18 protein-coding genes and 1 pseudogene are annotated in these 18,806 nt (G+C 71.3%); 3 read left to right on the top strand and 16 right to left on the bottom strand.

The window, feature by feature from the left end; translation table 11 throughout:
* Nucleotides 1-6: 6 nt before the first annotated feature.
* Nucleotides 7-1,692: an urease subunit alpha gene (locus tag ACOKM3_RS39730; RefSeq protein ID WP_426906152.1), complete on the bottom strand. Its 1,686-nt coding sequence runs from the start codon at nucleotides 1,690-1,692 to the stop codon at nucleotides 7-9.
* The gene (gene ureA / locus ACOKM3_RS39725; protein WP_426906151.1) at nucleotides 1,689-2,288 is read right to left on the bottom strand and encodes an urease subunit gamma; all 600 of its coding nucleotides are present in this window, start codon (nucleotides 2,286-2,288) and stop codon (nucleotides 1,689-1,691) included. Before ureA ends, ACOKM3_RS39730 begins: the two co-directional genes overlap by 4 nt.
* Nucleotides 2,289-2,412: 124 nt before the next feature.
* On the opposite strand from ureA, the gene ACOKM3_RS39720 reads away from it, so the two are divergent.
* A complete protein-coding gene (locus ACOKM3_RS39720) occupies nucleotides 2,413-3,597 on the top strand; it encodes a PucR family transcriptional regulator (RefSeq protein WP_426906150.1) in 1,185 nt (394 codons plus the stop codon).
* Between the two features lie 24 nt (nucleotides 3,598-3,621).
* Nucleotides 3,622-4,455 carry an endolytic transglycosylase MltG gene (gene mltG, locus ACOKM3_RS39715; protein WP_426906149.1) on the top strand — a complete coding sequence of 278 codons (834 nt, stop codon included), beginning with the start codon at nucleotides 3,622-3,624 and terminating at the stop codon, nucleotides 4,453-4,455.
* Here the strand turns inward: mltG and ACOKM3_RS39710 are convergent.
* From ACOKM3_RS39710 to ACOKM3_RS39655, 12 genes and pseudogenes are all read right to left on the bottom strand, one after another.
* Nucleotides 4,434-5,144, bottom strand: a complete 711-nt coding sequence (locus tag ACOKM3_RS39710) for a glutathione S-transferase C-terminal domain-containing protein (RefSeq protein WP_426906148.1) — start codon at nucleotides 5,142-5,144, stop codon at nucleotides 4,434-4,436. The genes mltG and ACOKM3_RS39710 overlap by 22 nt on opposite strands.
* A gap of 53 nt (nucleotides 5,145-5,197) precedes the next feature.
* Nucleotides 5,198-5,353, bottom strand: a complete 156-nt coding sequence (locus ACOKM3_RS39705) for a hypothetical protein (RefSeq protein WP_426906147.1) — start codon at nucleotides 5,351-5,353, stop codon at nucleotides 5,198-5,200.
* A 60-nt stretch (nucleotides 5,354-5,413) separates the two neighbouring features.
* Nucleotides 5,414-6,541: an LLM class flavin-dependent oxidoreductase gene (locus ACOKM3_RS39700; protein ID WP_426906146.1), complete on the bottom strand. Its 1,128-nt coding sequence runs from the start codon at nucleotides 6,539-6,541 to the stop codon at nucleotides 5,414-5,416.
* A complete protein-coding gene (locus ACOKM3_RS39695) occupies nucleotides 6,534-7,916 on the bottom strand; it encodes an NtaA/DmoA family FMN-dependent monooxygenase (protein ID WP_426906145.1) in 1,383 nt (460 codons plus the stop codon). The genes ACOKM3_RS39700 and ACOKM3_RS39695 overlap by 8 nt, the downstream gene beginning before the upstream one ends.
* Nucleotides 7,917-7,932: 16 nt before the next feature.
* Nucleotides 7,933-9,135 carry an LLM class flavin-dependent oxidoreductase gene (locus tag ACOKM3_RS39690; protein ID WP_426906144.1) on the bottom strand — a complete coding sequence of 401 codons (1,203 nt, stop codon included), beginning with the start codon at nucleotides 9,133-9,135 and terminating at the stop codon, nucleotides 7,933-7,935.
* Between the two features lie 52 nt (nucleotides 9,136-9,187).
* Complete coding sequence (locus ACOKM3_RS39685; RefSeq protein ID WP_426906143.1) at nucleotides 9,188-10,180, bottom strand: ABC transporter substrate-binding protein; 993 nt, start codon at nucleotides 10,178-10,180, stop codon at nucleotides 9,188-9,190.
* 52 nt (nucleotides 10,181-10,232) lie between these two features.
* Nucleotides 10,233-10,997, bottom strand: coding sequence for an amino acid ABC transporter ATP-binding protein (locus tag ACOKM3_RS39680; RefSeq protein ID WP_426906142.1), 765 nt, complete (start codon nucleotides 10,995-10,997; stop codon nucleotides 10,233-10,235).
* On the bottom strand, nucleotides 10,994-11,854 hold the full coding sequence (locus tag ACOKM3_RS39675) for an amino acid ABC transporter permease (RefSeq protein ID WP_426907009.1): 861 nt from the start codon (nucleotides 11,852-11,854) through the stop codon (nucleotides 10,994-10,996). The genes ACOKM3_RS39680 and ACOKM3_RS39675 overlap by 4 nt, the downstream gene beginning before the upstream one ends.
* A gap of 171 nt (nucleotides 11,855-12,025) precedes the next feature.
* A pseudogene (locus tag ACOKM3_RS39670) lies at nucleotides 12,026-12,379 on the bottom strand (GNAT family N-acetyltransferase); the annotation flags it as partial.
* A gap of 35 nt (nucleotides 12,380-12,414) precedes the next feature.
* A complete protein-coding gene (locus ACOKM3_RS39665) occupies nucleotides 12,415-13,551 on the bottom strand; it encodes an LLM class flavin-dependent oxidoreductase (protein WP_426906141.1) in 1,137 nt (378 codons plus the stop codon).
* A gap of 448 nt (nucleotides 13,552-13,999) precedes the next feature.
* Nucleotides 14,000-15,211 carry an amidohydrolase gene (locus ACOKM3_RS39660; protein ID WP_426906140.1) on the bottom strand — a complete coding sequence of 404 codons (1,212 nt, stop codon included), beginning with the start codon at nucleotides 15,209-15,211 and terminating at the stop codon, nucleotides 14,000-14,002.
* The gene (locus ACOKM3_RS39655) at nucleotides 15,208-16,605 is read right to left on the bottom strand and encodes an MFS transporter (RefSeq protein WP_426906139.1); all 1,398 of its coding nucleotides are present in this window, start codon (nucleotides 16,603-16,605) and stop codon (nucleotides 15,208-15,210) included. Before ACOKM3_RS39655 ends, ACOKM3_RS39660 begins: the two co-directional genes overlap by 4 nt.
* Nucleotides 16,606-16,742: 137 nt before the next feature.
* On the opposite strand from ACOKM3_RS39655, the gene ACOKM3_RS39650 reads away from it, so the two are divergent.
* Nucleotides 16,743-17,762 carry an Lrp/AsnC family transcriptional regulator gene (locus ACOKM3_RS39650; protein WP_426906138.1) on the top strand — a complete coding sequence of 340 codons (1,020 nt, stop codon included), beginning with the start codon at nucleotides 16,743-16,745 and terminating at the stop codon, nucleotides 17,760-17,762.
* Between the two features lie 3 nt (nucleotides 17,763-17,765).
* Here ACOKM3_RS39650 and ACOKM3_RS39645 read toward each other — a convergent pair whose 3' ends face one another.
* Nucleotides 17,766-18,191 carry a hypothetical protein gene (locus ACOKM3_RS39645; RefSeq protein ID WP_426906137.1) on the bottom strand — a complete coding sequence of 142 codons (426 nt, stop codon included), beginning with the start codon at nucleotides 18,189-18,191 and terminating at the stop codon, nucleotides 17,766-17,768.
* Between the two features lie 60 nt (nucleotides 18,192-18,251).
* Nucleotides 18,252-18,689, bottom strand: a complete 438-nt coding sequence (locus ACOKM3_RS39640; RefSeq protein WP_426906136.1) for a YdeI/OmpD-associated family protein — start codon at nucleotides 18,687-18,689, stop codon at nucleotides 18,252-18,254.
* Nucleotides 18,690-18,806: the final 117 nt, after the last annotated feature.

Below are 18,806 nucleotides of genomic sequence, written 5' to 3'. Positions count from 1 at the left end.
TCGGGATCAGGCGAAGTGGTGCAGCTGCGCGAGCGGCACCACGGTGGCGGCCGGCGTCCCCGTCTCGACGCCGTCGACGAGGACGGGCGCGGGCTCGCGCGGCACCACCACCCGGGGCGTCGCCGTGTTGTGCAGCATGTCCGAGCGGGTCAGGCCGCGGCTGTCGCGGATCGGGGCGTACGAGAGTCCGCTCGGCAAGGCCGCCCGCGCGGCGCGGTCGGTGAGCGCGGCCTCGGCGACGAAGACCTTGGCGAGCCGGGCGGGCGCGGCGCCGAGGGACCCGAAGTAGGGCTTGTAGGAACGCGGTTGGGTCAGTCGGGTGGAACCCGACCCCGAGCCCGTGTTGCCCCACGCCACGAACCCGGACTTGATGACCAACTCGGGCTTGCTGCCGAACCACTTGGGGTCCCACAGCACCAGGTCCGCCATCCGCCCGGCCTGCACGGTGCCCACCTCGTGGGAGAGGCCGTGCGCGAGCGCCGGGTTGAGGGTGATCTTCGCGAGGTAGCGCAACACTCGCGCGTTGTCGGGGTGTTCCACTCCCCCGCCGCCGTTCGCGAGCGCCTGGACGTGCGCGAGCTGCCACGTCCTGCGCACGGTCTCGGCGATCCGGCCCATGCCCATGGAGTCGGAGTTGACGATGGAGATGGCGCCGAGGTCGTGCAGGGCGTTCTCGGCGGCGATGGCGTGCTCGCGGATCCGCCCCTTGGAGATGGCGACGTCGCTCGCGGAGGCGTGGTTCTGGCGGTGCACGGTCATCGTCATCGGGAACAGCTCGCCGACCGTGTTCGGGGTGTACGGCACGGTGGGTGTCGTCGACGAGGGCAGGATGTTCGGCTCGGAGAGGATCTCCAGGAGATCGGGGTGACCGCCGCCGCCCTCCACGTGGTACGCGTGCACGGTACGCCCGCGGGTGGCGCCGAGGGTGTCCCTCAAGTACCCCGACTCGTTCATGGAGTCGGTGTGCAGCGCGACCGGCAGGTCGGCCTGCTCCGCCGTGTCGAGGCAGGTGTCGATGATGCGCGGGGTCGCCCCGAAGTCCTCGTGGATCTTGAAGCCGCCGGCCCCGGCGAGGGTGATCTCGTCGAGCAGCGCCCGCGAACTGGACGAACCGCGGGCCAGGAAGGCGACGTTGAGCGGGGTGTCCTGCCAGGCGCTCATCAGGGTGTGCAGGTTGTGGGTGGGGTTGCAGCCGATCTCCCAGACGCCGCCGAGCCCCATGCCGACGAGCGTGGTGACTCCGGCGGACAGCGCGGCGGGCGCGACCTCGGGCGAGGACAGGTGGACGTGGCTGTCGACGACGCCGGGGGTGGCGATGAGCCCCTCCCCCGGCACCACGGAGGTGTGCGAGTCGATGGCGTACTCGACGTCCATGACGTCCGGGTTGCCGACACCGCCGACGGCGACGATCCGGCCGTCCTTGATGCCGATGTCGGTCTTGCGCACACCGAGCACCGGGTCCATCAGGACGACCCCGGCGACCACCATGTCGAGGGCGGACTCGCGATCCGAGCGCGGCGAGGCGAGGAGACCGTCACGGACCGTCTTGCCGCAGCCGCCGAGGAGTTCATCGCCAGGAGTGCCGTCGTCGGCCTCGACCTCCACCCACAGACAGGTGTCGCCGAGCCGGATCCGGTCGCCTGTCGTGGGCCCGTACAGGGCGTGGTACGTGCGGCGGTCGACGCTGGTCATGCGCGCTCCTCGGTCGTACGGGTCTTGCGGCTTGCAGGGATGACGACGACTTCACGCTGCTCGCCGGGTTCGAAGGCGAGGGCGGTACCGGCGGCGATGTCGAGCCGCAGCCCGCGGGCGGCCTCGCGGTCGAGTTCCAGCGCCTGGTTGGCCTCGTGCAGCGGGTAGTGCGAGGAGATGTAGACGACGCGGTCGCCGGTGTTGCGGAGGGTGAGGGTGGCGCGCGGCCGCCCCACGTTGATCTCGATGGGAGTCTCGGCGGTGCGTACGGCGCCCGGGCCCTCTGCACTCGCGGGACCGATGGGCCGGTCGACGGCGACCAGTGACGTGCCGCTCGGGAACAGCGCCTCCACCTGCACCGTCGTCACGATGTCGGCGACCCCGTCCAGCACGTCGTCGACGGTGAGCACCCGCTCCGCCGTCTCGATCACCTCGTCCAGGCTCAGCCCGTCCCAGGCGGCCTCCAGGATCTCGTCGCAGATCAGGGCGATCGCCTCGGGGGCGTTGAGCCGGCGTCCGCGCGCGCGGCGCCTGCGCGCGAGTTCGGCGACGGTGAACAGCTCGAGCCGTTCCTGTTCACGAGGGGTCAAGTGCACGGTCGGATGGCCCTCCTGGTCGGTGGGCCCCGGACGCTCCGCCCAGGGATCGCACCAGGATCCTCGGCTCCGGGCACGGAACCAACGTTGAAACATCGCCCTCGCACCACCGAGAATTGGTCACATGCACAATTCCGAAGGTCAGGGCCGCCCCGGCCTGCCCCCGACCTCGCCGCGCATCGCGGAACTCGCCGGGCAGTGCCTGGACAATGTGGACGACCTGATCGGCGAGTGGCTGGCGATGGTCGGCCCGGTGCGCACCGCGTACGCGACCCAGGTACCGGACGTCCAGTTCCGCGATTCGGCCTGGCAGGCCTTCGAGCTGCTGCTGCGCACGGTGGCGCGGCTGCCGGTGCCGCCGCACATCTCGGACGTCTCACGGAGGGTGGGCGAGGAGCGGGCCCGGCAGGGCGTCCCGCTCGACGCGCTCCTGGAGGCGGCGCGGCTCGACTTCCGGGTGGTGTGGCAGGCGCTCGTGAACCGGGCGCGCCCCGAGGACATGGCCGATCTGGCGGGCTCGGCGTACCACGTGTGGGAGGCGGTCGAGCGGCATGTCACCGGCATCATGACGGCGTATCAGCGCACGGTCCTGGAGATGGGGCGCCGCGAGGAGGACGAGCGGCGCATGTGGTTCGCCCGGCTCCTGGAGACGGAGGGCCGCAACCCGACCGTCGTACGCGACGCGGGCCGCGCGCTTGGGCTCGCGGACGACGGCCGGTTCCTGTGCGCGGCGTCGTCCGCGGCGGCCGGGCCAGGCCTTCACCGTGCGGGTCTTGCGCTGCGTGGGGCGGGGGCGGCGGTGCAGCAGCAGATGGTCGGCGGGGACGCGGTCCTCGTGGTGCAGCTCAGCGGCCGGATCACCCGCCCGTACGTCCTGGACCAGTTGCAGGACTCACCGTGCGGGGTGGCTCCGCAGGCGGCCGGGCTCGCCGCCGTGCCGCGGGCCACGGTGCTCGCGGTGGCGACGGCGCAGGTGCTGCCCGCCGACACGCGCTCGCCGCGCCTTCTGGAGGACAGCTGGCTGGACGTCCTCGCGCACCGCGCCGGTGACTTCGGCCGCGACCTGGCGGCGGATGTGCTGGGCGCGCTGCGCGGCCCCGGTGTCACCAACAGCGAGGCGGACCGTCTGCTGCACACCGTCCGGGTCCATTTGTCGGGCTCCGGCTCCATCGCGGACACGGCCGACGCGCTCTACTGCCACCGCAATACGGTGCAGCACCGCTTCAACCGGTTCCACGAGCTGACCGGGCGGGATCTGCGGAGGCCGGCGGACGCGGCGTTGTTGGCGGTGGCGCTGCGGGTGCGGTGAGCGTGGATTGGTTAGCGTTCCGGTGTGCCAGAGGACAAAACTGAGAAGAAGCGGCGGCTCGGTCGACGCGGCAGGCTGATCGTGCTCGCCGTCGTGGGGCTCGCCATCATCGCGGCCGTCGTCGTGACATTGGTGGTGGTCCTCGGCGGGAAGGAGACCACCCGGTCCGAGAAGCTCGTGATCCCCGAGGGGTATCGCGCGACCCAGGTGTACGAGGCCGTGGACAAGGCGCTCGCGGTCGACGGCGGGACCACGAAGAAGGCCGCGTCGAAGGCGCACTTCACCCTGCCGGACGCGGCGGACGGCAACCCGGAGGGCTATCTGTTTCCGGCCACGTATCCCGTGGACAAGAACACCACCCCGGCGTCCCTCCTCTCCTACATGAACAACACCGCCAACCAGCGGCTGAAGGCCGACCATGTCACCAAGGGCGCGGACACCAACGGCGTATCCGTGTACGAGACGGTCGTCATCGCCAGCATCGTGCAGGCGGAGGCCGACACCCACGAGGACATGGGGAAGGTCGCCCGGGTCATCTACAACCGGCTCGACCAGGGCATGAAGCTCCAGATGGACTCCACGATCAACTACGCCCTGAACCGCTCGACCCTCGACACCAGCCATGCCGACACCAGGACCGACAGCCCGTACAACACGTACGAGCACAAGGGCCTGCCGCCCACCCCCATCGGCAATCCCGGGGAGGACGCCCTCGACGCGGCGATCGCCCCGCCCAAGGGCGACTGGCTGTACTTCGTGACGGTCGCGCCCGGGGACACCCGGTTCACGGACAGCTACGAGGAGCAGAAGAAGAACGTCGAGGAGTTCAACTCCCGTCAGGCGAGCGCCAAGGAGTAGCTCGCGAGGTGCGGCGCGAACGCGGGGTGCTCGGAGAGGCGGTGCAGGTACGCGGAGAGCCGGGGGTGGCCGGTCGTCCGATGTGCGGTGTCCGGGTGCACGAGAGTCGACCACAACCGCACGTCGGCGAGGGTGAGTTGGCCGCCAAGGACGAACTCCCTGCCCGCCAACCGCCGTTCGAGGACGTTCAGCGCGCGCAGCAGCGTGGCGAGCCCGGTGTCGTCGCCGCGCCGGGTGGACGCGGTGATGCCCCGCTCGCAGAGCCGGCCCACCGCGTCGATCGCGTCCTCGGCGCCGCGCGGGAGGAGGTCGGGCCCGTGTTCGCCGAAGTGCCGGGCGAGGTCGCGCAGGATGTCCCCGGGGTGGGTGCTGACGATCCGCCCGGTCCAGTCGTCGCTGAGCACCGGCGCCAGGGCCGGCCCGGGATACTGGTGGGACGTGGCCTCGTACAGGGGAGCCAGGGCCCGGTGCCCGCCGCCCGGTGTGTCGGACGCGGCGGGCAGCAGGGTGACCGGGAGTGTGTCGTCGAGCCGGAGCAGGCTGTGGGTGACGGCGATCTGCAGACAGTGCGGGCAGGACGGCGACAGGTGGAGGCGGTAGCGGTGCGGGGCGGCGTAGTAGCCGCTGCGCGCGTCGCAGCCGATCCTGCTCCGGAAGGTGGGCACGGCGGACGGGGCCGGTGCGGACATGCGTCTCCCTGAGGGTGCTCGATCACGGGCGTACGGGCATGCGTACGGAAGTGTCAGGCGTGGGCGGCGAGTTGACCGCCGCCGTGGGGAGAACTCGCCGCGCTGCACACCCGCGCGAGATCGATGTGACGGCGGGACGTGAGCCGGGGCAGGGCCCCGACGGCGGCGCGGGCGGCCTCGCCGCTGAGCTCGCGCGCCGCACCACCCATGATTCCCTACCAGTTCACTAGGATTCCCTTAGAGGAGTGTGTGGCCGCCGGGACTTCGCGTCAAGAGCGCTTCCACTCCTCGGCCAGCAGCTCGTAGGAACGGACCCGGTCGGCGTGGTCGTGGGTGATCGTCGTGATGAGCAGCTCGTCGGCGCCGGTGGCCTCCTGGAGTTGGGCGAGGCGGCGGGCCACGGTGGTCGGCGAGCCGACGAACTGGGTGTCGAGGCGGTCCTGCACGAGCGCCCGGTCGGCGTCGCTCCACTCGAATTCGTGGGCTTCGTCCGGTGTCGGGAAGTCGATGGCACCCTCGGCGTTGCGGATGCTGCGCACCCAGGGGCCGTAGCCGGTGGCGAGTTCGCGGGCGGTGGCATCGTCATCGGCGACGACGACGTCGGCGGAGACACTGACGTACGGCTTGTCGAGGGTGTCGGAGGGCTGGAAGAACGACCGGTAGCCCTCCACCGCCTCCAGCACCGTGGCGGGGCTGACGTGGTAGTTCGCGGCGAACGGCAGTCCGCGCGCGCCCGCCACCTCGGCGCTCTCACCGCCACTGCTGCCCAGGATCCACACGTCGACGTCGGCCCCCTCCCCGGGCACGACGTGCGCCTCGACCCCGTCCGGGGATATGTAGGCGCCGGCGAACAGCGCGAGGATGTCGTCGATCTGCTCGGCGTAGTCCTGCGCCTGCGCGCCCGGCTGCTGGAGCAGCTTGCGTTGCAGCGCGACGCGGGGCGAGCCGAGGAGGTGCTCGAAGGAGAAGCGGGGCGGGATGACGAGGCCGTTGGGGGCGGCGCCGTCGACGACCGGGGTCGCGGTGGGCGTCGGCTCCGCGGGGCGGGCGGGCGGTCGTCCGCCCGAGCGGCCGAGCCCCAGGTCGATGCGCCCGGGGTGCAGCGCGTCGAGGAGACCGAACTCCTCCACCGTGGACAGCGCGGTGCGGTGTCCGAGCTGCACGGCGCCGGAGCCGAGCCGGATGGTCTCGGTGGCGGAGGCGGTCAGGGCGAGGACGACGGCGGGCGAGGTGCCGGCGACGCCGGGGTTGAGGTGGTGCTCGGCGAACCAGTAGCGGGCGTAGCCGAACCGCTCGGCCTGCTGGGCGAGGTCGATCGAGTTGCGCAGGGCGTCGCCCGCGGTCGAGCCGGACGACACCGGGACCAGGTCGAGGACGGCGAGGGGGATGTCAGACACGGGAGAACTCCTCGGTGGTCGCGGGGGCGTCGTCGGGGTGGGCGAGGCCCAGGTGGTCGCGCAGCGTCGTGCCCTCGTACTCCGTACGGAAGACGCCCTGCTCTTGGAGGAGCGGGACCACCTTGTCGGCGAACTCGTCGAGGCCGCCGGGGGTGATGTGCGGGACGAGGATGAAGCCGTCGGAGGCGTCGGCCTGGACGTATTCGTTGATGGTTTTGGCGATGGTGGCCGGGGAGCCGACGAAGTTCTGCCGGTTGCCGGTGTGGATGACGAGGTCGCGGATGGACCACTTGTTGGCGGCGGCGAGCTCGCGCCACTCGCGGGCGGTTGCGAGGGGGTCCCGGTACATGCGGACCTGGGCGCGGCCCTCGGCGATGTGGGTGTCAGCGACGTCCGGGTCGATGTCGGGCAGCGGTCCTTCCGGGTCGTACGAGGACAGGTCCCGGTTCCAGACGAACTCCAGGTGCTTGAGGGCGGTGGCCCCGCTGACCTGGTGGCGGCGCACCTCGCGGGCGAGTTCCTCGGCCTCCGCGTCGGTGTCGGCCAGCGCGAAGGTGGCGGCGGGCAGGATGAGCAACTGGTCCTTTCCGCGGCCGTACTTGGCGAGGCGGGACTTCACGTCCGCGTAGAACTCCCGGCCCGCGTCGAGGGTGCCGTGCCGGCTGAAGATGGCGTCGGCCTCGGCCGCGGCGAACTCGCGGCCCTCGTCGGAGTCACCGGCCTGGAAGACGACCGGGCGGCCCTGCGGGGAGCGCGGGACGTTGAACTGCCCGTGGATGTCGAAGTGTTGTCCGGTGTGGACGAAGGAGCCCGCCTTGGCGTCGCGCAGGAAGGCTCCGGTCTCCTGGTCGGCGAGGATCTCGTCGTCGTGCCAGGAGTCGAACAGTTCGTTCGCGGTGGCGAGGAACTCCCGGGCGCGTGAGTAGCGTTCGCGCTGCGGGAGGAAGCCGCCTCGGCGGAAGTTCTCGCCGGTGAAGGCGTCCCAGGACGTGACGACGTTCCAGGCGGAGCGGCCGCCGGAGAGGTGGTCGAGGCTCGCGAACTGGCGGGCCACCTCGTAGGGCTCGTTGAAGGTGGAGTTGATGGTGCCGGTGAGCCCGATGCGCTCGGTGACGGCGGCGAGCGCGGCGAGGACCGTGAAGGTGTCGGGGCGGCCGACGACATCCAAGTCGTAGATCTCACCGCCCTGTTCGCGCAGGCGCAGCCCCTCGGCGAGGAACAGGAAGTCGAACTTGGCACGTTCGGCGGTGCGCGCGAAGTGGGCGAAGGAGCCGAACTCGATGTGGCTGCCGGCCCGCGGGTCGCTCCACACGGTGGTGTTGTTGACGCCGGGGAAATGGGCGGCCAGGTGGATCTGCTTCAGCGGCTTGGTCATGAGGGTTCCCTCCGGCTCACGCGGCGGCGTAGCGGTTGGCGGGGCGGTCGAGGCCGAGGAGGCCGCGCAGGGTGTCGGCCTCGTACGCGCGTCGGAAGACACCACGGCGCTGGAGTTCGGGGACGAGACCCCGGGTGATCGCCGGGAGGTCGTGTCCTGCGACGGCGGGGCGCAGCCGGAATCCCGTGAGGCCAGCGCCGCTCAACTCCTGGAGTAGATCGGCAAGTTGGACGGGCGTGCCCGCGAAGGTCGGGGCGTCGCTCACGTACGGCGTTCCGTCGAGCGCGTCGAGCCGGTCCCGGCGGGCGGTCGCGACGGCCTCGTCCTCGTCGAGGAACACCACCAGGTCGCCGAAGACATGCAAGGGCTCCCCGGACCGCCCTGCCGTCTCCTGCTCGGCACGGATCCGGCCCACGATGGCGCGGGCCTGCTCGGCGTCGCCCGGGGTGACGTATCCGACGTCGGTGGCGCGGGCGACCAGGCGGTACGGGACGGTGTCGTGCGCGAGGGCGGTGACGAGCGGCTGACCCTGCGGCGGGCGGGGTGTGATGGAGGGGCCGCGGACGCTGAAGTGGCTGCCCTGGAAGTCGATGTAGTGCAGCTTGTCCCGGTCGATGAAGCGGCCCGTCGCGGCGTCCCGAATCTCGGCGCCGTCCTCCCAGCTGTCCCACAGCCGCCGCACGACTTCCACGTAGTCGGCGGCCTCGTCGAAGAGTTCGGTCACCAACTCCCTTGAGTCCGGGCTGTCGTAGGCCTCGATGCGGTCGATGGTGCGGCGGCCGAAGTGGGCGGCCTCGTTCGGGCGGGCGGTGACCTGCACGCGCAGTCCCGCGCGGCCCTCGCTGACGTAGTCGAGGGTGGCGATCGCCTTGGAGAGGTGGAACGGTTCGGTGTGCGTGACCACGGCGGTCGGGACCAGGCCGATGTGCCGGGTCAGCGGGGCGACGCGCGAGGCGATCAGTACGGCGTCGAGGCGGCCGCGGACCTGGTCGGTGCGCTCGTCCGGATCGAGGAAGTGGGCGGACTGCGGGCCGAGTCCGTCCTCGATGGTGACGAAGTCGAGCAGGCCCCGCTCGGCCTCGGCGACGAGCTCCGCCCAGTAGGCGGCGGTGAACAGCTCGCGCGGCCGGGAGACTTGCTCGCGCCAGGAGGCGGGGTGCCACCCGGTGCCGTCGAGGGCGACGGCGAGGTGCAGATGAGGAGAGGGCGAGGGAGACACGAAGGTGCCTTTCTGTGAAAGCCGACAGGTCTGCGAGGGCCGACAGGAGTGGCTACTTGCCGGTCTTCGGCAGGCCGGGCGGGTTGATCCTCGACTTGGTCACGGCCTCGTCGGACAGCCCCCAGCGCTTGAGGACCTTCGCGTAGCTGCCGTTGTCGATGACATGGTCCAGCGCGTCGGCGAGCGGCTTCACGAGCCCGCTGTCCTTCTTGGTGGTGGCGGCGATGAGGCCCTGGAGCTTGGCTCCCGCGCCCGAGTACGTGCCGACGACCTCGGTCTTCCCGGTGCTCGCCGCGTGATAGGCGGCGGTCGGGTTGGGGCCGAGATAGATGTCGATGCGGCCGGACTGCAGGGCGAGATAGGTGTCGGCGTCGTTCTGGTAGTACTTGATGTCGACCGGCTTGCGGCCGGCCTTCGCGTTCGCCTTGCTCCACTCGATGAGCAGCTTCTCCTGGTTGGTGCCGCTGCCCACGGCGACCGTCCTGCCCGCCACGTCCTTCGGTCCCCTGACCTTCAGGCCGCTGCCCTTCTTGGCCTCGAAGCCCAGGTTGTCCTTGCGGTAGGTGGCGAAGTCGTACTTCTCCTTGCGGTCCTCGGTGACCGTGATGTTGCTGAGGCCCACGTCGTACTTGCCGCTGTCGAGGCCGACGAAGATGTTCTCCCAGGAGGCGGTGGTGCGGTGCACCTTGAGGCCGAGGACGTCCGCGACGAGATACGCGAGGTCGGGCTCGACGCCGATGACGGTCTTGTTGTCGGTGGCGTGGAAGCCGAGCGGCGCCGCGGAGCTGGAGGAGCCGATGACCTCGAGGGTGCCTCTCTTGCGGATCCGCTCGGGCACCTCGTCGGCTATGGAGTCGACCTTGCCGGTGGTGACGCGGTGCTGCTCGGGACTGAGGTTGATCTTCGCCTTGGCGCCCGATCCGTCCGCGACCTCGGTCGTGCCGCCGTCGGAGGGGTTGCTGCAGGCAGCGAGCAGCAGGGTGGCCGCGAGCGAGAGCGCGGCCGCGGTGGTGGTGCGGCGCCGGTGGGCGAGGGTGAGAGGCACGGTCGTTGTCCTTGCGTACGAAGGGGAGGGCAGGGGTGGTCGGCGCGGGGCGTTACAGGACCTTGGAGAGGAAGGCACGGGTGCGTTCCTGCTGCGGGGCGTCGAGGACGGCCGCGGGTGTGCCCTGCTCCACGACGACACCGCCGTCCATGAACACCACGGTGTCGGCGACCTCGCGGGCGAAGCCGATCTCGTGGGTGACGACGATCATGGTGGTTCCGGTGCTCGCGAGGTCCTTGATGACATCGAGGACCTCACCCACCAGTTCCGGGTCGAGCGCCGAAGTCGGCTCGTCGAAGAGCAGCACCTTGGGTTCGAGGGCGAGCGCGCGGGCGATGGCGACGCGCTGCTGCTGGCCGCCGGAGAGCTGGCGCGGATAGGAATCGGCCCGGTCGCCGAGCCCCACCCGTTCGAGCAGCGTCCGGGCGGTGTCCTCGGCCTCCTTACGGGGGCGGCGCAGGGCGGAGACGGGGGCCTCGATCAGGTTGTCGAGGACGGTGAGGTGCGGGAAGAGGTTGAAGTCCTGGAAGACGAACCCGATGTGGGTGCGCTGCTTCAGGACGTCCTTCTCCCGCAGTTCGTGCAGCTTGTCGCCCGAGCGGCGGTAGCCGATGAGTTCGCCGTCGATGCTGATCCAGCCGCTGTTCACCTTCTCCAGGTGGTTGATGGTGCGCAGCAGCGTGGACTTGCCCGATCCCGACGGGCCGAGGATCACGGTGACCTCACCGGCATGCACACGCAGGTCGACGCCGCGCAGCACCTCCAGCGGGCCGAAACTCTTGTGGACGTCCTGGATGTCCACCATGGGCTTGCTCATCGTCGGCCTCCCAGGGCACGGAGGGTCTTCGGGGTTCGCGGGGTCTTCAGGGCGGCGCCGCGGGCGTATCGACGTTCCACGTAGTGCTGGGCGATGGAGAGGAGCGAGGTGAGGACCACGTACCAGGCGGTGGCGACGAGGAGCAGCGGGATCACCCGGCCGTTGCGGCCGTAGATGACCTGGGCCTGGTAGAAGAGCTCGCCGATGGACATCACGTAGACCACCGAGGTGCCCTTGAGCAGGCCGATGATCTCGTTGCCCGCCGTGGGCAGGATGGCGCGCATGGCCTGCGGCAGCACGATCCGGCGGATCTGCCGCAGGCGCGGGATGCCGAGGGCGGCGGCGGCCTCCAGCTGGCCCCGGTCGACGGAGATGACACCACCGCGGACGATCTCCGCGGCGTACGCGGCCTGGTGCAGGGTGAGGCCGATGACGGCGGCGCCGATGGTGCCGATGAGGCTGTTGCTGTCGACGGACCAGAACACCGGGCCGAAGGGGATGCCGAGGCCCAACTCCTTGTAGAGCGCGCTGAGGTTGAACCAGAAGACGAGCTGGACGATCATCGGGATGGACCGGAAGATCCAGATGTAGGTCCAGGCCACGGTCTGCAGCACGGGACTCTGCGAGAGCCGCATGAAGGCCAGCACCGTACCGAGCAGGAACCCCAACACCGTCGCGTACGCGGTGAGTTGGAGGGTGACCCAGACGGCCTGCACGATCGTCTCGGACAGGACGTAGTCGCGGAAGACGTCCCATTCCCATACGGGATTGGTCAGCAGGCCGTGCGCGAACTGGGCGACCAGGACGAGCACGGCGGCGGCCGCGACCCAGCGGGCGTAGTGGCGGATCGGGACCACTTTGAGCGAGGCCGGGGGTGTCGGGGCCGGTTCGGTGGGCGCGGCGTCGGTGGGCGCGGCGCCGGCGAGGTGCTTCTCGAACGGCAGCGGGCCGATGGACTCGGGGTCGGCCTCGGTGTCGAAGAGCGGCGTGTACCCGGTGGCCAGGTAGAGACCGCGGGCTTCCGGCTGGCGGGGGCCTGTGGTGAGGTGGATCCGCCGGTAGCCGCGCTCGGCGGCCTCGCGCTCCAGCTCGTCGACCACGCGGCGGGCGAGTCCGCGGCGCCGGTGGGCGGAGTGCGTCCAGATCCGCTTCAGCTCGGCGGTGTCGGCGTCGTAGCGGCGGAAGGCGCCGCCCGCGACGGGCTCACCGTTCTCAAGAATGAGGAGCAGCAGCCCGCCGTGCGCAGGCGTGAACTCCTCGTCCGGGTAACGGGCGATCTCGGCGTGGGCGTCCTTCCCGTACCGGGTCGAGTACTCGTCGCCGAGCTCGCGCAGCAGTGGCTGGACACGGGGGTCGGAGACGGGGACGTGAATGACCGTCACATCCTCGGACGGGGCGGGTGGTTGGGCCAGGGAGGTCACGCGCCCACCGCCGCCCGCGTCCCGGTCCCGCGTGCCGCGCGCTCGGCGTCGCGCTTGGCGACCTCCTCGCGCACGATCGGGATCACGTACCGGCCGAAGTCGATCGCGTCGTCCAGCAGGTCGTAGCCGCGCGCGGAGAGGATGTCGACACCGAGGTCGTAATAGTCGAGGAGCGCCTGGGCCACGGTCTCCGGGGTGCCGACGAGGGCGTTGGAGTTGCCCGCGCCGCCGGTCGCGGCGGCCGTCGGGGTCCAGAGGGCGCGGTCGTAGCGCTCCCCTGCCTCGGCGATGGCGATGAGCCGCTGGGAGCCGGTGTTTTGCGGTTCGGCATGCCCGTGGTGGCGCCTGCCGACGCGCTCGCCCCGCTCCTTCCTGGCCTTGATGGCGCCGACCGTGCGGTGCGCCTTCTCCCAGGCCAGTTCCTCGGTCGGCGCGATGATCGGGCGGAAGGCGACCTGGATGCGCGGGACGTCGGTGCGGCCCGCGGCCTTCGCGGCGGCCTTCACGGTCTCGATCTGCTCGGCGGTCTTCGCCAGCGGCTCGCCCCACAGGCAGTAGATGTCGGCCTCCGCTCCCCCGGCCGCGTACGCGGCCGCCGAGGAACCTCCGAACGAGACGCCGGGACGCGGCTGTTGGACCGGGAAGACGTCACTGACGAAGTCGTGGAAGCGGTAGTGCTCGCCCTCGTGGTCGAAGGGTTCGTGGGTGGTCCAGATCTTCTTGACGAGCTGGATGTACTCGCGGGTGCGGCTGTAGCGCTCGTCCTTGGTGAGGGTGTCGCCCTCGCGGCCCTGTTCCTGGTCGTTGCCGCCGGTGATGAAGTGGACGGTGAGCCGGCCCTCGCTGATCCGGTCGAGGGTGGCGAAGGTCTTGGCGGCGAAGGTGGGGTACGAGACGTTGGGCCGGTGGGCGAGCAGGATCTGCAGGCGGTCGAGCCGGCTCGCGATGTAGGCGGCGGCCGGCGCCGGGTCGGGCGACCCGGACCCGTACGCGAACAGCACCCGGTCCCAGTCGTGGTCCTCATGGGCGCGGGCGAGACGGAGTGTGTACTCCTTGTCGAAGGCGGCGCCGGAACGGGGAGTGGTTTCGGAGCCGTCGTTGGTGGCGGCGATGCCGAGGAATTCCACGGGCATGGGGTGGGCCTTTCTCAGGCGGCGAGAACCGCGTGCGGGCAGGCCGGAACAGCCGTGCGCGCAGGCGGAATTGACGACTCGTCACGCAGACGGGTCGATACGGGCGTGACGACGCGGGGCGTCGTGTGATGCGGTGGTGTGGCAGCGCGCGAGGCGTGAGATCTCGGCCCCGGACGGGATCACAGAGAGAGCCACCAAAGGCTCATCCAGGTATCACCGGGGGAGGTCACCGAGGAGGTCACCGAGAGAGAAAAGGGCCGGTCAGAGGGCCCGCTGCCGATTCAGGCGCAACACGCCGCGGACCACACCCGACCGAAGTCGATGTGGTCACGCGAGACCAAGCGCTGGGCAGTCATGGACCAATTGAGCCGTCCGGAGGGCCGTTTCGTCAAGCCGCGCTCGAATGTCGGACGGCGTCGGGCCGGCTCGTGGGCGGCCGTCAGCCCGATCAGGCGGAGCCGACGGCCGCCTGCCGCTGGGCCCGGCGGTGCTCGACACCGCTCAGCAGCCGGTTCCGCTGTTCCTCGTCCGTCGCCGCGGCCGCCGCGGCCAGGGCCAGCGCAGAGGCCCCGTCCGTCACCGCCCGGTCCGCGCCGGGGGTCGTGCCGTGGGCCGCGAACTCGACGGTGTGCTGGCTCGCGCCCGCGGTGTCGTAGCCGATGGTGGGGTGGATCGCGGGCAGGAGGCGGGACACGTTGCCCATGTCGGTGGACGCGGTGGTGGCGCCGTGCCGGGACAGCGGGGTGCGGCCGAGGGAGCGGGCGGCCGCGACGTAGGCCTCGGTCAGGAACGGGTCCTGGCGCAGATCCGCGAAGTCCCTCCCGTGCGGGGCGAGTTCGAGGGTGGCCCCGGTGGCGAGGGCGCCCGCCTCGAAGCAGGCGCGGACCCGCCACTGGACCGCCGTGAGCTGTTCGACGGTCGGGGCCCGCACCTCGTAGCGGGCGGCGGCGGTGTCGGGGATGACGTTCGGGGCCCGGCCCCCGTCGGTGACGATGCCGTGGACCAGGGAGCCCGGCGGCAGCTGCTGGCGCAGCACGCCGATCGCGGTCTGGGCGACGGTCAGCGCGTCGAGCGCGTTCACGCCCTCCCAGGGGGCGAGGGCCGCGTGTGCCGGCCGGCCCCGGTAGATGATGTCCCAGGCGCCGATCGCGAGGGAGGAGGCTCCGACGGTGTCCTCCTGGGCGGCGTGCGCCATCAGTGCCGCGGCCACGTCGTCAAAGACGCCCGCCTCGATGAGCAGCACCTTGCCGCCGATGTCCTCCTCGGCCGGCGTGCCGATGAGCCGTACGGTGACGCCGAGCCGGTCCGCGACGGCCGCGAGGCCGAGCGCCGCGCCGACCGCCGCCGCGCCGTTCACGTTGTGCCCGCAGGCGTGGCCGATGCCGGGCAGCGCGTCGTACTCGGCACAGAAGGCGAGCACCAACTCGCCGCTGCCGTATGTCGCGTCGAGCGCGGTGGGCAGCGAGTCGAGGGGGCGGGTGACCGTGAACCCGGCCGCGTCGAGCAGCTCGGCGATCTTCGTGGCCGAGCGGTGTTCCTGGAGGGCGGTCTCGGGTTCGGCGTGCAGGCTGTGGCTGAGGGCGATGAGTTGCTCGCGCCGGCTGCGGACTGCCTGTGTCACCTCGTCGTACAGAGAGGGCAGGGAAGGCGTCGTCGTCATGCGAGGCTCTCCTTCGCGTCGGCGGGTACGACGGTGTCGGCCGTGGCACCGCTCCCGTACAGCAGCGCGAGAGCCCCGCCGAGCAGGGCGACCGCGGCGCAGGCGCCCCAGCTAAACACGTAGCCGGACAGTGCGATGTGGCCGCCGAGTTGGTGTGCGGAGAAGAGGCCGCCGATGACGGCGGCACCGATGGCCGCGCCCAGCGACAGGGCGAGTTCGTTGATGCCCACGGCCAGCGCGGTCTGCCGCTCGGGCACGATCTCCGCCGACAGGGTCCGTGTGATGGACTCGAAGACACCGGTGGCGAGGCCGACGATCAGCGCCGACGCGATGTACTGCGGGAGCGTGGCGTGGAAGAGGATCAGGCCCAGGAATCCGAGCCCGATGAGGGCTCCGCCCGCGGCCAGGACGGCGCGGTCGCCGATGCGGCGGGCCAGGCGCGGCGTGGCGGTGGAGCCGGCGAAGCCCATGACCACCATGGCCAGGGACACCGTCGCGATGGACCGCGGGCCGAGCCCCATGCCGTAGCCGACGGCGGCCGGGTCGGCCCCGAGGAACAGGGCGTTGGCGCCGAGGAACCCGATCGTGCCGAAGGCCGCGCAGAACGTGTGCGCGCTGACCGCAGCGAGCCGCCGGTCCCGCAGCATGCGGACGCTCACCAGCGGCTGGGCCGCACGGCGCTCCACCGTCACCCAGGCGAGGAACACGACCACCGCGAGGGCGCCCGTGCCCAGGGAGCGTGCCGAGGTCCACCCCCACGTGCCGCCCTGCGCGAGCAGCAGGACCAGCGCGACGAGCCCGATGGTCAACAGCGCCGCCGCCCCGTAGTGGAACCGGCCGCCGAACTCCCCGTCGCTGTCCGGCAGTACGAGGCCCGCGGCCAGGGCGAGCACGGCCACCGGCACCGCCGCCCACAGCCCGGCCTCGGCGTGCCGCTCGCTGAGGGCGCCCGCCACGAGGCCGCCCGCGCCGACGGCGATCAGCAGGGCGCCGACCAGGAGCGACATCCCGGTGCGGCCGCGTTCCGGGGCACGCGAGCGCAGGATGCCCGCGAGCAGCGGGAAGAATCCGACCACCGCGCCCTGCAGGACCATCCCCACGGCGAGCGTCACCACCGTCGGCCGCACCGCCATCAGCAGCGAACCGGCCGCGACCATCGTGAGGGCCACCCGCAGCAGCCGACGGTGGCCGTACAGATCGCCGAGGCGCGAGAGCAGTGGTGTGAGCACGGCGAACGCGCACTGCGACAGCAGATAGAGATTGTTCTGAGCCACTCCGCCGATGCCGAGCCGCTGCCCCAACTCCGGGAGGAGCGGCGTGAGATAGCCCTGTACGACGCCGCTGAACACGACGACGACCGCCATCGCTCCGAGCATGCCGCGGCCGGTGCCCACCGCTGATCCACGTGTACCCACGTCTGCGCCCACCGGGGACGTCCCTTCTGGCAGGAATCAAATCCGGTGGCTACTGTGCGGGCTGCGGTCGCACCGGTCCGCGGATTCGTCGGAAACAACCACGGAGGGGACACAGGATGCGAGAAACGGTCACCGCGAGCGAGCTGGACCTGGCACTCGTCAACGCCCTCCAGCTGCGCCCCCGCGCCTCCTGGACCGAACTCGCACCGCCGCTGGGTGTCACCGCGAGCACCCTCGCCCGCCGCTGGGACCGGCTGACCGCGGAGGGGCTCGCCTGGGTGTACGCGGCGCCGGGACGGGAGTTCTCGCGCACGCGCTGCACGGCGTTCGTCCTGGTGCGCTGCCGGCCCGGCGCCCGGATGCGTATCGCTCAAGAGCTGCGCGTGCACGACGAGGCCGTGACCATCGAGCTCACCGGCCCCGGCAGCGCCGATCTGCTCATCGACGTCCTCGCGCCCGACCTGCCCGCGCTCACCCGTTTCGTGACGACACACCTCGAACCGCTGCCCGGTGTCACCGCCGTCGACTGCCTCTTCGCCACATCCCTCTACGTGGAGGGCAGCCGCTGGCGGCTCCGCTCCCTGGACCCGGCGCAGCTCAGCGCCCTGGGCCGGGCGGGCACGCGCGCGTCCGAGCCCGCACCGACGCTCGAACTCGACGCGGTGGACCGGGCGTTGCTCGACGCGCTGGTCGGCGACGGCCGCCTCGGCCTCGCGGCGCTCGCCGAACACACCGGCACCAGCCCCGCCACCGTCCGCCGCCGCCTGCACCGGCTCACCGACTCGGGTGTCCTCACCTTCCGCTGCGACATGGCGGACGCGCTCGCGGGCCGCCCGCTCCCCGTCTCACTCCTCGGCCGTGTCCCGGCCCGTGACATCGCCTCCGTCCACCGCGCCCTCGCCGCACTGCCCGAGTGCCGCCTCGTCGCCGCGGTCACCGGCCGGACGAACATCTTCACCACCCTGTGGGTACGCGACCTCGGCGACATCCAACACCGCGAGACATCCCTGGGCACGCGCCTGCCGACGCTGGAGGTCACGGACCGGATCGTCGGCCTGCACACGGTCAAGCGCATGGGCCACCTGCTGGACGAGGACGGCAGACGCGTGGGGGTAAGGCCGATCAGGCCCTGGTGAGGGTCACCGCGGGGTGCGCACGGACGTGGCGGGGTCGGACGCCGCCTCCTGCCGACGCCCCCGCATGAGCATGATCTGGCCCAGGAGGGTCGATGCCACGCCGCCCACCGCGCCGATCAGGTAGGCGACCGCCTTGATGATCTCCGCGGTGCTGTTGGTGCTCGCGGCCGGCTCCACAGGAGGCTGGTAGGTCGGCGGCGCGGAGGGTGCCTGATCGGTCGGCGTCGGAGGGGGCGTCGCGTACGTCGGAGGGGCGGTCGCGTGAGGCGCCGGTACGCCCCCTCCGGCCGAGTCCCACGGGGCCCAACTCCCGGCGCTCCGCGCGTGGATCGCGTACACCAGCACGGTGACGAACAGGAGCAGGAATCCGGCCCAGGACAGGCTCCGCCCCAGCCTTCGGCGTCCAGGAACAACCTCGATCTCCCCCATGACACCAGCCTAGGCCGAATCGCCTGCCCCATGCACCTACTTGCGCCGCTCCGACAGGTCCTAGCTCGCTCGCAGCGACTCCAGCGCCTTCTCGATGCGTCGCGCACGCGTCTCGGGCTTCTTCGCGGACTCGATCGCGAGGACGTGCTGCCGTTTGCGGCTGTGGGAGAGGCGGTCGTAGGCCGCGCGGGCCGTCGGGTCCGCGTCGAGGGCGTGGGCGAAGTCCTCGGGCTCGGTCACGGTGCGGGGCTCGGTGTCGAGCCGCAGGTCGACCTCGACCTCCTCCCCCGTCTCGACACCCGCGGCCTCCCGGTTCGCCTTGCTCAGGCCGAGCAGACACCGGCCGCGCATGATGGCCACTCTGCTGCGCCACGTGTGCCCATTCACCGTGATGACCACCGGGGGCCGCTTGCCACCACCGAGCTCGTCCACCAGCTCCGAAGGAACCTCAAGGCCGCGCATCGGCTCCGGGGGTTCGACGTACGTCCGGAACTTCATGTGTGCTCCCGTTCTCGCGAAGGCCGTCCAATCGGGAGCGTAAGGGATCTTGACCACCAAGCAGTGACTGCTTAGCTTCGGTCCGTGATCCGCTTCGATCATCTTGCGGCCAACTCA

The organism is Streptomyces nidicola (assembly GCF_050106155.1).
In the GTDB taxonomy this organism is placed as follows: domain Bacteria; phylum Actinomycetota; class Actinomycetes; order Streptomycetales; family Streptomycetaceae; genus Streptomyces.
This window is presented reverse-complemented; position numbering and strand designations above follow the sequence as displayed.

Coding starts and splice junctions, on each gene's coding strand:
- ACOKM3_RS39730 (WP_426906152.1), bottom strand. CDS start 1,692: ATGACCAGCGTCGACCGCCGCACGTACCACGCCCTGTACGGGCCCACG.
- ACOKM3_RS39720 (WP_426906150.1), top strand. CDS start 2,413: ATGCACAATTCCGAAGGTCAGGGCCGCCCCGGCCTGCCCCCGACCTCG.
- ACOKM3_RS39710 (WP_426906148.1), bottom strand. CDS start 5,144: ATGTCCGCACCGGCCCCGTCCGCCGTGCCCACCTTCCGGAGCAGGATC.
- ACOKM3_RS39705 (WP_426906147.1), bottom strand. CDS start 5,353: ATGGGTGGTGCGGCGCGCGAGCTCAGCGGCGAGGCCGCCCGCGCCGCC.
- ACOKM3_RS39695 (WP_426906145.1), bottom strand. CDS start 7,916: ATGACCAAGCCGCTGAAGCAGATCCACCTGGCCGCCCATTTCCCCGGC.
- ACOKM3_RS39680 (WP_426906142.1), bottom strand. CDS start 10,997: ATGAGCAAGCCCATGGTGGACATCCAGGACGTCCACAAGAGTTTCGGC.
- ACOKM3_RS39665 (WP_426906141.1), bottom strand. CDS start 13,551: ATGCCCGTGGAATTCCTCGGCATCGCCGCCACCAACGACGGCTCCGAA.
- ACOKM3_RS39660 (WP_426906140.1), bottom strand. CDS start 15,211: ATGACGACGACGCCTTCCCTGCCCTCTCTGTACGACGAGGTGACACAG.
- ACOKM3_RS39650 (WP_426906138.1), top strand. CDS start 16,743: ATGCGAGAAACGGTCACCGCGAGCGAGCTGGACCTGGCACTCGTCAAC.
- ACOKM3_RS39645 (WP_426906137.1), bottom strand. CDS start 18,191: ATGGGGGAGATCGAGGTTGTTCCTGGACGCCGAAGGCTGGGGCGGAGC.
- ACOKM3_RS39640 (WP_426906136.1), bottom strand. CDS start 18,689: ATGAAGTTCCGGACGTACGTCGAACCCCCGGAGCCGATGCGCGGCCTT.